This window comes from Serpentinimonas maccroryi, from assembly GCF_000828915.1.
Taxonomy (GTDB): domain Bacteria; phylum Pseudomonadota; class Gammaproteobacteria; order Burkholderiales; family Burkholderiaceae_C; genus Serpentinimonas; species Serpentinimonas maccroryi.
Genome location: NZ_AP014569.1, coordinates 1,070,975 through 1,084,937, shown reverse-complemented (window position 1 = coordinate 1,084,937; position 13,963 = coordinate 1,070,975). Strand labels below are relative to the sequence as shown.

Here is a 13,963-nt window from a genome sequence, read left to right as displayed (position 1 = left end):
ATCAACGCCCCTGCCGCGCCGCGATCAGTTGCTCGAGCCGCACCGAATCGGCGCAAAAGGCGCGGATGCCTTCGGCCAGTTTTTCGCTCGCCATGGCGTCTTCGTTGAGCGCCAAGCGAAAGCTGGCTTGGTCGTGCTGCAGCGGTTGCAGATCGAGCTCGCGCGCGGCGTCGGCGTCGAGCGCGCGCGGCAGCGCGTCGGTGCTGGCCACCGGTTGCGCCAGCTGCGCCAGCAGCTCGGGGCTGATGGTGAGCAGGTCGCAGCCGGCCAGCGCCACGATCTGGCCGCAGTTGCGAAAGCTCGCACCCATGATCTCGGTGCCGATGCCAAAGCGCTTGTAGTACTCGAAAATGCGCCGCACCGACTGCACGCCGGGGTCGTGCTCGCCGGCGCGGGCGGCTTCGTCCCACTGGCTGCCGGCCTGCTTTTTGTGCCAGTCGTAAATCCGACCCACGAAGGGCGAAATGAGCTGCACCCGGGCCTGCGCGCAGGCCAGCGCCTGGCAAAACGCAAACAGCAGCGTCAGGTTGGTGCGGATGCCGCGACGCTCGAGCTGCGCTGCGGCCTCGATGCCCTCCCAGGTGGCGGCGATCTTGATCAGCACCCGGTCGCTGGGCACGCCTTCGGCTTGGTAGAGCGCCATCAGGCGCTCGGCGCGCTCGATGGTGGCGGCGGTGTCGAAGCTCAGGCGCGCATCGACTTCGGTGGATACCCGGCCGGGGACGATGGCCAGAATCTCGCAGCCAAAACGCACCAGCAGCCGATCGACGATCTCGTCGCTGGGCCGGCCGCCAAAGCGCGCCACGGTCTGCGCCAGCAGCGGGGCGTAGTCGGGCTTTTGCACCGATTTGAGGATCAGCGAGGGGTTGGTGGTCGCGTCTTGCGGCTGGAACTGCGCCAGTTGCAAGAAATCGCCGGTGTCGGCAACCACGGTGCTGTGCTGTTTGAGGGCTTCGAGCTGGTTCATAGTGGGGTGCGTTTAGTTCAGGGGCACGCTCAGGCGCTGGATGAGATCTTTGGTTTCGGGGCGCACGCCGCGCCACCAGGCAAAGGCTTCGGCGGCCTGCTCGACCAGCATGCCTACGCCGTCGGCGAGCTGGCGCACGCCGGCCTGCTGGGCCTGGCGCAAAAAGGGCGTCAGGCCCTTGCCATAGACCATGTCGTAGGCCAAGCCCTCGGGCTTGAAGGCGTGGGCGGGCAGCGGCAGCGCCTCGGCGCTCAGGCTGGCCGAGGTGGCGTTGAGCACCAGATCAAAACGCTGGGGCTGCGCCAGCGCATCAAAACCGCCGCCGTGCAAGACTGCGGCATCGGCCCCGAGCGCGACGAACTCGCGCACCAGCGCCTCGGCCTTGGCGGCGTTGCGGTTGAGCACCCACAGCTGCGCCGGTTGGGCGCGCAGCAGCGGCAAAATGGCTCCGCGGCTGGCCCCGCCAGCCCCGAGCAGCAACAGCCTGCGCCCGGCCAGCGGCTGGCCCAGGTTGTGGCTCAGGTCGCGCACCAGGCCGCTGCCGTCGAAGTTTTCGGCCAGGCAGCGCGTGCCCTCAAACTTGAGCGCATTGGCGGCCCCGGCGCAGCGCGCGCTCTCGGCCAGGTCGGTGGCGTAGGCGCAGGCGTCGAGCTTGAAGGGCAGCGTGACGTTCACGCCGCGGCCGCCGCTGGCGCGAAAGCGCTCCACGGTAGCGGCAAACTGACCCGCCCCCAAGGGGGCTTCGATGGCTTCGTAGCTCAAGGCTTGGCCCGTGGCGGCGGCAAAAGCGCGGTGGATGGTGGGCGATTTGCTGTGGCCGATGGGGTGGCCGATGACGGCGTAGCGGTCCATGCGCAGGCAGATAGTGGAGTGGCGATCAAAATGGCGATCGGGGCAGGTGCCGCATTGTCGCCGATGCGCTGGGTGTGTTTGGTGCAGCGCACCAGCGCGGCGGCTGAATTGCGCTACATTGGCCATTCGCGCACCCACACCACGCCACCGATGCAGCCTGTACCCAGTTCCCACACCAGCCCCAGCCTCAGCTCCGAGCCGCTGCGGCGGGCCGCAGCCGCACCCCAAGCACGCTCCAGCCCGGCGCTGTTCATTTCGCACGGCTCACCCATGTGGGCGCTGGAGCCCGGCCAGACCGGCCCGGCGCTGGCGGCTTGGGCGCAAACCGAGTGCGCGCGCCAGCGGCCGAGCGCGGTGCTGGTGCTGTCGCCGCACTGGATGGCCGACTGCGCCGCCGTGATGACGCACCCCCAGCCCGCCACTTGGCACGATTTTGGCGGCTTCCCCGAGCCGCTGTACCGCTTGCAGTATCCGGCTCCGGGCGCACCGGCGCTGGCGCAGCAGGTGCTGCAACTGCTGCAAGCAGCGGGTATCGCCACCCGGCCCGACGCGCAGCGCCCCTTCGACCACGGCGCTTGGGTGCCGTTGCGCTACCTGTTGCCCAAGGCCGACGTGCCGGCGCTGCAAGTGGCCTTGCCGCATGGTTATGGGCCGGCCGAGGTCTATGCCATGGGGCAGGCGCTGGCCCCATTGCGCCAGCAGGGCGTGTGGCTCGTCGGCTCGGGCAGCATGACGCACAATTTGCACGAGTTTTTTAGCAGCCGCCCGGCGCAGGACGCCGAAGCCGCCGACTACGTGAGCGCCTTTGCGCGCTGGGTCGAGCAGCGGCTATTGGCGCATGAGCGCGAGGCGCTGCTGAACTACCGCGAGCTGGCACCGCAAGCCGCCCGTGCCCACCCCACCGACGAGCATTTTTTGCCGCTGTTTTTTGCCCTCGGGGCCGCTGCGTGGGGACAGAGCGCAGCCTCGCAAGCCGAGCCAGCGCCGCCGCACTACCTGACGTGCGAGGTCATGCACCGCTATCTGGCCATGGATGCGCTGGTGCTGCAATGAAGCCGCGCATCATCGCCGTCGTCGGCACCGGCGGTACCATTGCCGGTTGCGCGCAAAATCCGGGCGATGCGCTGAACTACCGCGCGGCGGTGCGGCCGGTGCAGGATTTGTTGGCTGGGCTGGCGTTGCCGCCGGGTTTGGCCATCGAGGCGCAGCAACTGGCGCAGATCGACAGCAAAGACGTGTCCGAAGCCCATTGGCGCGCCCTGCTGCAGGCGGTGCAGCACCAGCTCGAACGGCCCGAGGTGCAGGCGGTGCTGGTCACGCATGGCACCGACACGCTCGAAGAAAGCGCTTTTTTGCTGCAAGCGGTGCTGCAGCCACCCAAGCCGGTGCTGCTGGTGGGGGCCATGCGCCCGAGCACGGCCTTGCTGAGCGACGGCGCGCAAAACCTGGCCGACGCCTTGCAACTGGCCGCCACGCCCGGCGCGCGCGGGGTGCTGGTGCCGTGCGCCGGGCAGATTTATGCTGGGCACGAGGTGCGCAAGCTGCACCCGCATCGGCTCGAGGCCTTTGGCGCCGGCGACGCCGGTGCGCTCGCGGCGCTGGTGGGCGGGCGTTTGCAGCGCTGGCGGCCGTGGCCGGGTGAGGGCCCACCCCCACCCCCATCCCCACGCCTGCTGCCGCGCCTGCTGGCCGCAGCGCCTTGGCCGCGGGTGGAGTGGCTCAGCAGCCACGGTGCGCAGAGCGGGGCGCTGGTGCGTGCGCTGCTGCTGCAGCACGCTCAGGCCGACGGCAGCGAGGCGCCGCTGCGCGGGCTGGTGGTGGCTGGCACGGGCAACGCCACGTTGCACCAGGCGCTGGCGCAGGCGCTGCAGCAGGCCGAGCAGACAGGGGTGGTGGTCTGGCGCTGTTCGCGCATCGGGGCGTGCGTGCCTGCTGGGCCAGATGCGGCGCGCTGGGTGCTGGGGGCGTTGCTGGGTGGGGCAGGTGAAGCGCTGGACACCGGTGCTGATGATGCGGCCGATGCGACGGCAACCGCTCCAACCTCCGAAGGAACTTCCGTGGCCGCCACAGCCAAGGCTGCCACAGGCGGCTTTGCCGCCACCGCGCTGCCAGCGCCGCAGGCGCGGCTGGCGCTGCAGCTGCATTTGCTGGCGACCGAGTGGTAGGAAGAAGAGCCCCCTCAGCCTCTCAGTCCCAGCCCGTCGCTTTAGCTCTGCAAAGCGGCGAAGGCGCGGGTGGTGATGGCTTCGACCGTGCCGCTGCCGCTGATCGAGCGGTATTTGGGCGCCACGGCGGGTTCTGCGGCGGCCCAAGCCGAGTAGTAATCGACCAGCGGGCGCGTTTGGGCGCTGTAAACCTCGAGCCGCTTGCGCACGGTGTCTTCTTGGTCGTCGGCGCGTTGCACCAACGGCTCGCCCGTGAGGTCGTCGAGCCCGGCGACTTTGGGCGGGTTGAACTTGAGGTGGTAGGTGCGCCCCGAGGCCGGGTGCGAGCGCCGCCCGCTCATGCGCTCGATGATGGCCTCGAAGGGCACGTCGATTTCGAGCACGTAGTCGAGCCGCACGCCTGCGGCCTTGAGGGCGTCGGCCTGCGGCAGGGTGCGCGGGAAGCCGTCAAACAAAAAGCCTTGGGCGCAGTCGGGCTGGCTGATGCGGTCTTTGACCAAGCCGATGATCAGGTCGTCCGAGACCAAGCCGCCCGATTCCATCACCGCTTTGGCTTGCAGCCCCAAGGGGGTGCCGGCCTTGACGGCAGCGCGCAGCATGTCGCCGGTGGAGATCTGGGGAATGCCAAACTTTTGGCAAATGAAGGTTGCCTGGGTGCCTTTGCCGGCACCAGGGGCACCCAACAGGATCAGTCTCATGGGTTTCCTTTATTGGAGTCGTGATTGCGCATTGGCACGACGCTGGCGTGCCTGCCCGCTGCCGCTTGGGCTGCAAGGGTTTCAACCTTGCAAGGATAGCATGGCACATCTTGAGGCTGGCTTACAGGCGGCCAGCGGTTGCGTCCCACAGCGCGCGCACCCGCTGCAGGTCGGCCTCGGTGTCCACACCCGGCCCGGGCGCTTGCTCGGTGACGTGCACCGCGATGCGCTCGCCGTGCCAGAGCACGCGCAGCTGTTCCAGTGCCTCGCACTGCTCCAGCGGCGCGGCCTGCAGTTGCGGGAAGCGGCGCAAAAACCCGGCCCGGTAGCCGTACAGGCCGATGTGGCGCAGCGGTGCAGGTTGCGGCACCACTGGGGTGCCCGCTGCGCTGGGCTGCCCGGGCAGGGGCGTGGCGGCAAGAAGGTCGACGGCTGGTTCGGCAGACAGATCGGCAGTCAGACCGGCAGGACGGTCGCGCCAGTGGGGGATCGGGGCGCGGCTGAAGTACAGCGCCCGCCCTTGGGCGTCGAGCACCACTTTGACCACGTTCGGGTTCAGGAACTCGGCGGCGCTGTGCAAGGGGTGCGCGGCGGTGCTCATGGCGCAGTCGGGGTGCTGTTGCAACTGCTGCGCCACCGCCGCCAGCAGTGCGGGGGCCATGAGCGGTTCGTCGCCTTGCAGGTTGATGACCAAGGCCTCGTCGGGCCAGCCCAGCAGGGTGCAGGCTTCTGCCAGCCGGTCGCTGCCGCTGGCGTGGTCGGGGCGCGTCAGGATCGCCTCAATGCCGTGCTGCTGGCAGGCTTGTACGATGCAGGGGTCGTCGGCCGCCACCGTGACCGACAGCGCCTGGCTGGCCAGCGCCCGCTGCGCCACACGCACCACCATCGGCGCGCCGCCGATGTCGGCCAAGGGTTTGCGCGGCAGCCGGGTCGAGCCGAGCCGGGCCGGAATCAGGACGTGAAAGGGGGGGTGCAAGGGGCGCATCAAAGCGCGGCTCTGGGCGGGTCGGGCCGCGCGGCTTCTTCGGCGCTGATCGGGCGCGCCTCGTTTTCCAGCATGATCGGGATGCCGTCGCGGATCGGGTAGGCCAGCCGGGCGCTGCGCGAGAGCAGCTCTTGCTGTTCGGGCTTGTAAACCAGCGGCCCCTTGGTGACGGGGCAGACCAAGAGTGAGAGCAGTTTGGCGTCCATGGCTGGGATGATACCCGCTTGCTGGGCTCCATGGCGCAGGCGTTGGGTGGTGGTGGCAGCAGCGAAAGTCGGCGCTGACAAGCGGGCGCCAAGCTCAGGGCGAAGGCGCAGCCACCCGGCCTAGGGCCTGATCGATCGCCGCGTAAAAACCGCAGTCTGGCTCTTGCTCCAGCGCCACGGCCCAAACGCGGTGCGCCGGCGCACCGGGCTGGCGCAGGGCGGCAAAGAGCTTGACCGCGTCTTTTTCGGTGCACAGCCAGTCCAGGTCGCTGGGGTAGGCGGCGAGCGCCTGCAACAAGGTGGCGCCGTCGGCGTGGTCGGGCAATGCCAGGGTGTGTTGCAACGCCAGCCCGCGCTGGCGCAGCAGGGCAAAAAAGGCCTCGGGCTGGGCGATGCCGGCCAGCGCGGCGCAGCGCAAGGTCGCTGACACCGGGGCCGGGGCCACCTCCGCCTTGCCTTGCTCGCCGTGGCGGTGCGCGGGCGACTGCACCCAGCGCTGCAGCGCCAGCCTCCGCCCGTGGGCGTCGTAAGCCTGATCGGCTAAGCGGCGCGTGGCGGCAAAGGCCTGTGCGCCCGCAGCCAGCGCCGGGTCGGGGCGGGCACCGGCAGGCAGCCCGGTTTGCAGCATCAGCAGCGGCCCACCGCCCCAGACCGGCGCCGGCCAAGGCTGGCGCAGCATCCCGGCCGGCAGCAGCCAGCCGTTGCCGCAGCCGCGGGCGTCGAACACCAGCACGGTCAGGTCGCGCGCCAGCGCCCAGTGCTGCATGCCGTCGTCGCACAGCAGCAGGTTGACGCCGGGGTGCGCCGCCAGCAGCGCCCGCCCGGCGGCGGCGCGGTCGCGGCCCACGTACACCGGCACGCCCGTGGCTTGGGCGATGAGCAGCGGCTCGTCGCCGGTTTGGTCGGCGTGGCTGTCGGCTTGCACCGGCAAGCACCCCGTGCTGCGCCGGCCGTGGCCGCGCGAGAGCACGCCCGGCCGCCAGCCTTGGGCCTGCAGGTGTTGCACCAAACCGATCAAAGTGGGGGTTTTGCCACTGCCGCCCACCACCACGTTGCCCACCACCAGCACCGGCACCGGCAGCCGGCTGGAGCGCTTGAGACCGCTGCGATAGAGCGCGCTGCGCAGCGCCCAAGCGGCGCCGTAAAGCAGCGAGAGCGGCCACAGCAGGCAGGCCAATGCGCCGCGCGCCAGCCAAGCGCGCTGCAGCGCGTGCACCCAAGTGGCGCGGGCGGGGGCTAGGGGTTCGTGCCGTTCAGCGCTCACGCGGCTGCTGGGTGGCAAAGGTGATGCGCTGCAAACCGGCGTTGCGCGCTGCCTCCATCGCGTTGATGACCGATTGATGCGTGGCGGCCGCGTCGGCGTTGATCACCAGCGTGGGCTCGGTTTGGCCTTGGGCGGCCTGTTGCAGCGCCGCTGTGAGTGCCTGCACGCTGGGCGTGGTGAGCACTTGCCCGGCCACGGCATAGCGGCCGTCGGCCCCGATGGCGACCACGATCTCGTGCGCCTGCGTCTGCGCCGCCTCGGCGTCGGCTTCGGGCAGGCGCACCTGCAACTGGGTGTAGCGGCTGAAGGTGGCGGTGAGCATGAGGAAAATCAGCACCACCAGCAGCACGTCGATAAACGGGATCAGGTTGATTTCGGGTTCTTCCCGATCGCGGCGGCTAAAGCGGATGGCCATGCTCAGCTCCTAGGCCAGGTTAGGGGCGGCGCAGCGTCAGCAGGTGCTGGGCAAAGCGCTCGGCGGCCACCTCCATCTGCAGCAGCCAGGCTTCGTTGCGGGCGCGAAAGTAGCGCCAAAACATCAGCGCCGGAATGGCGATGATCAGGCCAAAGGCGGTGTTGTAGAGCGCGATCGATATGCCGTGCGCGAGCTGCTCCGGGTTGCCACCACCAGGGGTGAGGCCACCCGGCCCGGCTTGGGAGGCGAAAATCTCGATCATGCCCACCACCGTACCCAGCAGGCCGATGAGCGGCGCGACCGACGCAATGGTGGCCAGCGCCCCGAGGTGTTTTTCCAGCTTGGCGGCGGCAAAGCGCCCGGCGGCCTCGAGGCTGGTGCGCAGCTCGGCTTCGGTGCTGGCGGGTTTTTGGTGCAACTGCTGTAGGCCGGCGGCGAGGAGTTCGCCCAACACCGAGTTTTGGGCCAGTTGTTGCACCACCTGGGGCTCGGGCACGGCCTTGAGCGACACCGCAATCGCTTCATCGAGCAGTTTGGGGGGCGCCACGCGGGCCACCCGCAGGCTCAAAAAGCGCTCGACGACCAGCGCCAAACCCACCACCGAGCAGGCAATGAGGGGCCAGATCGGCCAGCCGGCGGCTTGTATGATCGTAAACAATGCGGGTCTCCTTGCGGCCGCGGCGCGGCGCTTGCAGGGCCCCGATTATCGCCCAGCGCAGCGCTGCGGAGTGCCCAGCGGGCCTGTGGATAAGTTTGTGGGTAACGATCTGGCTGATTTGCATTTATCCGGCTTCGATGCTGCGATATTTTTTTCAAGCCTCGCAAATTTTTTTAAAAGCTGTTTTGAATCAAAAGGTTGAAAAATGAATGCAAGGCGGGGCGAGAGCCGAGTCGATCTAAGTGCTGTGGGGCTCCCTTGTGGACAGTTTCAATTTTGGGGTTCGCATGGCCGCGGCTGATGGGCTCTTTCAGAGGGGCGGCGAGGCGCCGCTGTGGGCCGTGGGCGAGCTGCTGGCGGCCTTGTCCGAGGCGCTGCAGGCGCAGTTCAACCCGGTGCGCGTGGTGGGCGAGGTGTCGGGCTATGTGCGCGCCGCCAGCGGCCACAGCTACTTCACCCTCAAAGACGAGCGCGGGCAACTGCGCTGTGCGCTGTTCAAGCGCGCGGCAGCGGCGGCGGCGCTCGATTGGCGCGACGGCGTGCAAGTCGAGCTGCAAGGGCGCATCGACATCTACGGCGCCCGCGGCGAGCTGCAGCTGATCGTCGAGGCGGCCCGGTTGGCAGGGCAGGGCGGCTTGTTCGAGCAGTTCATGCGCCTCAAAGCCCAGTTGCAGGCCGAGGGCTGGTTTGACCCGGCGCGCAAACGTCCGCTACCCGCTTGGCCCACGCGCATCGGCGTCGTCACCTCGCCAGACGCGGCGGCCTTGCGCGACGTGATCACCACCCTGAGCCGGCGCGTGCCGCATCTGCCGGTGCGCCTGTACCCGGCGCGGGTGCAGGGCGAGGGGGCGCCGCAGGCCCTGTGCCAGGCGCTGCAGGCGGCGGCAGCGCAGTTTCAGGCCGGTGGCGGCTGCGATGTGCTGCTGCTGGTGCGCGGCGGCGGCTCGCTGGAGGATCTGTGGGCCTTCAACGACCCGGCGCTGGTGCGCCAGATCGCCCAAGCGCCCATGCCGGTGATCTGCGGCGTCGGGCACGAAACCGATTTCACTTTGGCCGATTTTGTTGCCGACCTGCGCGCACCCACCCCCACCGCGGCCGCCGAACTCTGTGCGCCCGAGCGCAGCGCCCAACTGCGCCACCTCGAGCGCTGCGCGCAGCGCCTGCAGCAGGGCGTGGCAGGCCAACTGGAGCAGCAGCGCCAGCGCCTGCAGCGCTGGCAACACAGCTGGCAGACCGCCGCCGCGCGCGACCTCGAGCGGCGCCAGTTGCGCCTCGACCACCAAGCCGCGCGGCTGCAGGCGCTGGACCCGCATGGCGTGCTGCAGCGCGGCTATGCCTTGCTCAGCGACGCCAGCGGGCGGCCGGTGCTGCGCTGCAGCGGCGTACAGGTGGGGCAGGCACTGCGCGCCCGCTTGGCCGATGGCCAGCTGGATTTGACCGTGTCTGCTGCGGGGAACTAGAGGCTCTGCCTACAATGCGTGGTGGCTGTGGCTGCGCGCCCAAGCGCACGGTTGCTGCCCGCGAAACGTTTACCAAACCCACCGGAGCCCATTGCCCATGCAACACACCCTGCCCCCGCTGCCCTATGCCCCCGACGCGCTGCAGCCGCATTACTCCCAGGAAACACTCGAGTTTCACCACGGCAAGCACCACAACGCCTACGTGGTCAACCTCAACAACCTGCAAAAGGGCACCGAATTCGAGTCCATGACGCTCGAAGAGATCATCAAAAAATCCAGCGGCGGCATCTACAACAACGCGGCCCAGATCTGGAACCACACCTTTTTCTGGAACTGCATGTGCCCCGGTGGCGGTGGCGAGCCCAGCGGCGCGCTGGCTGCGGCCATCACGGCCAAATGGGGCAGCTACGCCGCTTTCCGTGAAGCCTTCGTCAAGAGCGCGGTCGGCAACTTCGGCTCGGGCTGGACGTGGCTGGTGCAAAAGCCCGACGGCTCGGTCGATATCGTCAACACCGGCGCTGCCGGCACGCCTTTGACCACGGCCGACACCGCGCTGCTCACCGTCGATGTCTGGGAGCACGCCTACTACATCGACTACCGCAACCTGCGGCAAAAATTTGTCGAGACCTTCTTCGACAAACTGGTCAACTGGCGCTTTGCGCAGGCCAATTTCGCCTGATCGTGAGCCGTGCTGGGGCCTTTGGGCCTCAGCCTTCGCTCCGTCAGCCTTCGCCTTGGCACCGAGCCGGCTTGGGCAGGGCAGGCGCAAGCAGCAGCCGTTGCTTTAGCGCTGGCGCGACTTCATGGCGCGCTCCACTTCGCGCTTGCCTTCGCGCTCTTTGAGCGTGTCGCGTTTGTCGTGCTCGGCCTTGCCCTTGGCCAGCGCGATCTCGCATTTCACGCGCCCGTTTTTCCAGTGCAGGTTCAGCGGCACCAGGGTGTAGCCCTTTTGCTCCACTTTGCCGATCAGGCGCTGGATTTCGGCTTTGTGCATCAGCAGCTTGCGCGTGCGCGCGCTGTCTGCCGGCAAGTGGCTGCTGGTGCTGCGCAGCGGGCTGATGAGGCAGCCGATCAGGTACAGCTCGCCGTCGCGGATCACCACGTAGCCCTCGGTGAGCTGCGCCTTGCCGGCGCGCAGCGCCTTCACTTCCCAGCCTTGCAGCACCAGGCCGCACTCGTGGCGTTCCTCGAGGTGGTAGTTGAAGGCGGCTTTTTTGTTTTCCGCGATGCGGGTCGTGGTGGCGGCGGTGTTTTTGTTTGGGGTGGACATGGGGCGGGGGAAAGCGGGGCGGCCAGGGGCTCTACAATCCGGGCACGGCCTTGCATTGTATGAAAAGCATCCACAAGTCGGTACTGCTCTGGCACAGCGCCCACGAAATGTTCGCGCTGGTCAGCGATGTGCCGCGCTACCCCGAATTTTTACCTTGGTGCAGCGCCGGCGTGGTGCTGGAGCAGCACGAGCAGGGCATGGTGGCCTCTATAGGCATGTCGATGGCCGGCATGAAAAAGAGCTTCACCACCCGCAACACCCACGTCGAAGACCGGTGCATCCAGCTCGAGCTGATCGACGGCCCGTTCTCTCACCTTGACGGCATCTGGGAGTTCAAACCGGTGGGCGACGGCACACAACGCGCCTGCCGCGTCGATTTCACCCTCAACTACGGCTTTGCCAGCAACACCTTGGCCACGCTGGTGGGGCCGGTGTTCGACAAGATCGCGGCCAATCTGGTCGATGCCTTCGTCAAGCGCGCCGACCAGGTCTATGGCGAATGACGCTTGACATCACGCTGGTGCAAGCCTGTGGCCCCTCGCAGGTGCAAGAGTGGCGGCTGCAAGTGCCAGCCGGCACCACCCTAGGGCAAGCGCTGCAACTGGCGTTTGGACCGGCCGGGGCTTTGCGTTCCACCACGCCCGCCGACACCGCCGACGCTTGGCTGCAAGCCGCTGCGGCGGGCGAGGTGGGGGTTTGGGGCCGTGTCGAGCCCGCTTCGACCCCCTTGCACGACGGCGACCGCATCGAGCGCTACCGGGCGCTGCGGGTGGACCCCAAAACGGCGCGGCGCGAGCGCTACCGCAAGCGGGCCAAACCCCAAGCGCGCTGAAACCCCAGCCCCTCAGGGCCGGTTGGGTGCGGCTGCTGGCGGTGGTGGTGCGGCTTGCGGGGTGCCAGCCGCGGCTGGCGCCGGTGCGCAGTTGTCGCGCACGATCTGGCGCAGGCGCACGCTTTCGGCGCGGCGCATGGCCTCGTCCATCGTGACGCGCTGGCCCTGCTCGTTGACCATGTACAGGGGCTGGCTGGCCCCGGCTTGCAAGGTCTCGAGCGAGGCGCGGGCGCGCTGGCAGTTGTCGGCCCGGATCTGGGCGTTGCGTTGTTCGACTTGCTGGCGCAACTGTTCGTCTGTCAAGCGGCCGGCGCCTGCTGCGCCAGCCCCGGGTGGGGCAGGCTGGGCAGGTGCAGCGGCCGGGGTGCCTTCGGGCGCTGCACCGAGCGCAGGGCTGGGCACCGGACTTGCATGCGGCCGACGCAAAATGCGCTGATCGGGCACGCTGGCCGGCGGCGGCATGTCGCTCGCCACGCGGCGGCCGTGGTCATCGAGCCAGACCCAAGTCGGGCCAGCTGCCTGCACGGCGCTGACCAGCAACAAACCGACCACCAAAGCAACCAGCCCCATGCGCGGTAAGCGCAGCAGCCAGTAAATTTTTGAAATGTGGGTGTGGATCAAGGTGTGCATATCGAAAGTCAATGATGAGGGCGCAATATACCCGTTCGCCGGCCCGCCTACAATAGCGCTTTTGGAGTTCACTCTATGCGCCTGCTTGGAAAAGCGCTCACTTTCGACGACGTGTTGCTGGTGCCAGCCTACTCGCAAATCCTGCCCAAAGACACCTCTCTGGCCACGCGCCTGACGCGTGACATCACGCTCAACTTGCCGCTGGTCTCGGCCGCCATGGACACCGTCACCGAAGCCCGGTTGGCGATCGCACTGGCGCAAGAGGGCGGCATCGGCATCGTACACAAAAACCTCACGCCGGCCGATCAGGCCGCGCACGTGGCCAAGGTCAAACGCTACGAGTCGGGCGTGCTGCGCGACCCGGTGGTCATCACCCCCGAGACCACGGTCTATCAGGTGCTGCAGCTGTCCGAAGAATTGGGCATTTCGGGCTTTCCGGTGCTCGACGGTGGCAAGGTGGTGGGCATCGTCACCGGGCGCGACTTGCGCTTCGAGACCCGCACCGAACTGCCGGTGCGCGAGATCATGACGCCGCGCGAGCGCCTGATCACCGTGCCCGACGGCACCACGCCCGAAGAGGCCAAGGCGCTGCTCAATAAGCACAAGCTCGAGCGCCTGCTGGTGGTCAACGAGGCTTTCGAGCTCAAGGGCCTGATCACAGTCAAAGACATCCGCAAACAGCTCAACTTCCCCAACGCCGCGCGCGACGCCGCCGGGCACTTGCGCGTCGGTGCTGCGGTGGGCGTGGGCGCGGGCACCGAGGAGCGGGTTGAGCTGCTGGTGCGCGCCGGGGTTGATGCCATCGTCGTCGATACCGCGCACGGCCACAGCAAGGGCGTGCTCGAGCGCGTGCGCTGGGTCAAGCAAAACTACCCGCAGGTGCAAGTCATCGGCGGCAACATCGCCACCGGCGCGGCGGCGCGCGCGTTGGTCGAGGCTGGGGCCGATGGCGTCAAGGTTGGCATCGGGCCGGGTTCGATCTGCACCACGCGCATCGTCGCCGGCGTCGGGGTGCCGCAGATCACCGCCATCGACAACGTGGCCACGGCGCTCGCCGGCACCGGCGTCCCCCTGATTGCCGACGGTGGCGTGCGCTACAGCGGCGACGTGGCCAAAGCCATTGCCGCCGGCGCCAGCAGCGTGATGATGGGCGGCGTGTTCGCCGGCACCGAAGAAGCGCCGGGCGAAGTGATTTTGTTCCAAGGCCGCAGCTACAAGAGCTACCGCGGCATGGGCTCGATCGGGGCCATGCAGCAGGGCAGCGCCGACCGCTACTTCCAAGAATCGGGCAGCGGCAACCCCAACGCCGACAAGCTCGTGCCCGAAGGCATCGAAGGCCGCGTGCCCTACAAGGGCTCGGTGGTCGCCATCCTGTTCCAAATGGCCGGCGGTTTGCGCGCCGCCATGGGCTACTGCGGCTGCGCCCGCATCGCCGACTTGCACGCCCAAGCCGAATTCGTCGAGATCACCACCGCCGGCGTGCGCGAAAGCCACGTCCACGACGTGCATATCACCAAAGAAGCGCCCAATTACCGCGCCGAATGAGGCAGCGCTGGGGCGC

At 68.3% G+C, this 13,963-nt stretch carries 18 protein-coding genes; 8 read left to right on the top strand and 10 right to left on the bottom strand.

What is annotated here, in order from left to right:
- Position 1: 1 nt before the first annotated feature.
- Both tal and aroE read right to left on the bottom strand, forming a co-directional pair.
- Complete coding sequence (tal, locus tag SMCB_RS05075) at positions 2-967, bottom strand: transaldolase (protein WP_045535536.1); 966 nt, start codon at positions 965-967, stop codon at positions 2-4.
- A gap of 12 nt (positions 968-979) precedes the next feature.
- Positions 980-1,819 (bottom strand): shikimate dehydrogenase, encoded by an 840-nt coding sequence (gene aroE, locus SMCB_RS05070; RefSeq protein ID WP_045535534.1) that lies wholly within the window; start codon positions 1,817-1,819, stop codon positions 980-982.
- Between the two features lie 270 nt (positions 1,820-2,089).
- Here aroE and SMCB_RS05065 point away from each other — a divergent pair, with 270 nt between their 5' ends.
- Positions 2,090-2,872, top strand: coding sequence for a DODA-type extradiol aromatic ring-opening family dioxygenase (locus SMCB_RS05065; protein ID WP_231851279.1), 783 nt, complete (start codon positions 2,090-2,092; stop codon positions 2,870-2,872).
- Entirely contained in the window at positions 2,869-3,984 is a 1,116-nt protein-coding gene (locus SMCB_RS05060) for an asparaginase (protein WP_052468429.1), read from the top strand. The genes SMCB_RS05065 and SMCB_RS05060 overlap by 4 nt, the downstream gene beginning before the upstream one ends.
- 41 nt (positions 3,985-4,025) lie before the next feature.
- Here the strand turns inward: SMCB_RS05060 and adk are convergent, their stop codons facing one another.
- The 6 genes from adk to SMCB_RS05030 form a co-directional block, all read right to left on the bottom strand.
- Positions 4,026-4,682, bottom strand: coding sequence for an adenylate kinase (gene adk, locus SMCB_RS05055; protein WP_045535533.1), 657 nt, complete (start codon positions 4,680-4,682; stop codon positions 4,026-4,028).
- Between the two features lie 121 nt (positions 4,683-4,803).
- A complete protein-coding gene (kdsB, locus tag SMCB_RS05050) occupies positions 4,804-5,667 on the bottom strand; it encodes a 3-deoxy-manno-octulosonate cytidylyltransferase (RefSeq protein ID WP_045535532.1) in 864 nt (287 codons plus the stop codon).
- Positions 5,667-5,873, bottom strand: a complete 207-nt coding sequence (locus SMCB_RS05045; RefSeq protein ID WP_045535530.1) for a Trm112 family protein — start codon at positions 5,871-5,873, stop codon at positions 5,667-5,669. The genes kdsB and SMCB_RS05045 overlap by 1 nt, the downstream gene beginning before the upstream one ends.
- Positions 5,874-5,967: 94 nt before the next feature.
- A complete protein-coding gene (gene lpxK, locus SMCB_RS05040) occupies positions 5,968-7,137 on the bottom strand; it encodes a tetraacyldisaccharide 4'-kinase (RefSeq protein ID WP_231851255.1) in 1,170 nt (389 codons plus the stop codon).
- Positions 7,127-7,552, bottom strand: coding sequence for an ExbD/TolR family protein (locus tag SMCB_RS05035; RefSeq protein ID WP_045535528.1), 426 nt, complete (start codon positions 7,550-7,552; stop codon positions 7,127-7,129). Before SMCB_RS05035 ends, lpxK begins: the two co-directional genes overlap by 11 nt.
- A gap of 19 nt (positions 7,553-7,571) precedes the next feature.
- Positions 7,572-8,210 carry a MotA/TolQ/ExbB proton channel family protein gene (locus SMCB_RS05030; protein WP_045535526.1) on the bottom strand — a complete coding sequence of 213 codons (639 nt, stop codon included), beginning with the start codon at positions 8,208-8,210 and terminating at the stop codon, positions 7,572-7,574.
- Here SMCB_RS05030 and SMCB_RS12685 point away from each other — a divergent pair.
- From SMCB_RS12685 to SMCB_RS05020, 3 genes are all read left to right on the top strand, one after another.
- The gene (locus tag SMCB_RS12685; RefSeq protein ID WP_144400280.1) at positions 8,197-8,412 is read left to right on the top strand and encodes a hypothetical protein; all 216 of its coding nucleotides are present in this window, start codon (positions 8,197-8,199) and stop codon (positions 8,410-8,412) included. The genes SMCB_RS05030 and SMCB_RS12685 overlap by 14 nt on opposite strands.
- An 85-nt stretch (positions 8,413-8,497) precedes the next feature.
- Positions 8,498-9,670 carry an exodeoxyribonuclease VII large subunit gene (gene xseA, locus SMCB_RS05025; RefSeq protein WP_045535524.1) on the top strand — a complete coding sequence of 391 codons (1,173 nt, stop codon included), beginning with the start codon at positions 8,498-8,500 and terminating at the stop codon, positions 9,668-9,670.
- Positions 9,671-9,767: 97 nt separating this feature from the next.
- Entirely contained in the window at positions 9,768-10,349 is a 582-nt protein-coding gene (locus SMCB_RS05020) for a superoxide dismutase (protein ID WP_045535522.1), read from the top strand.
- 105 nt (positions 10,350-10,454) lie between these two features.
- Here the strand turns inward: SMCB_RS05020 and smpB are convergent, their stop codons facing one another.
- Positions 10,455-10,940 carry an SsrA-binding protein SmpB gene (gene smpB, locus SMCB_RS05015; RefSeq protein WP_045535520.1) on the bottom strand — a complete coding sequence of 162 codons (486 nt, stop codon included), beginning with the start codon at positions 10,938-10,940 and terminating at the stop codon, positions 10,455-10,457.
- A gap of 59 nt (positions 10,941-10,999) precedes the next feature.
- Between smpB and SMCB_RS05010 the strand changes: the two genes are divergently transcribed.
- Entirely contained in the window at positions 11,000-11,443 is a 444-nt protein-coding gene (locus SMCB_RS05010) for a type II toxin-antitoxin system RatA family toxin (protein ID WP_045535518.1), read from the top strand.
- Complete coding sequence (locus tag SMCB_RS05005) at positions 11,440-11,772, top strand: RnfH family protein (RefSeq protein ID WP_045535516.1); 333 nt, start codon at positions 11,440-11,442, stop codon at positions 11,770-11,772. Before SMCB_RS05010 ends, SMCB_RS05005 begins: the two co-directional genes overlap by 4 nt.
- 12 nt (positions 11,773-11,784) lie before the next feature.
- Here the strand turns inward: SMCB_RS05005 and SMCB_RS05000 are convergent, their stop codons facing one another.
- Entirely contained in the window at positions 11,785-12,402 is a 618-nt protein-coding gene (locus SMCB_RS05000; RefSeq protein ID WP_052468428.1) for a hypothetical protein, read from the bottom strand.
- 75 nt (positions 12,403-12,477) lie between these two features.
- Here SMCB_RS05000 and guaB point away from each other — a divergent pair, with 75 nt between their 5' ends.
- Positions 12,478-13,947: an IMP dehydrogenase gene (gene guaB, locus SMCB_RS04995; protein ID WP_045535514.1), complete on the top strand. Its 1,470-nt coding sequence runs from the start codon at positions 12,478-12,480 to the stop codon at positions 13,945-13,947.
- The last annotated feature ends 16 nt before the right edge of the window (positions 13,948-13,963 follow it).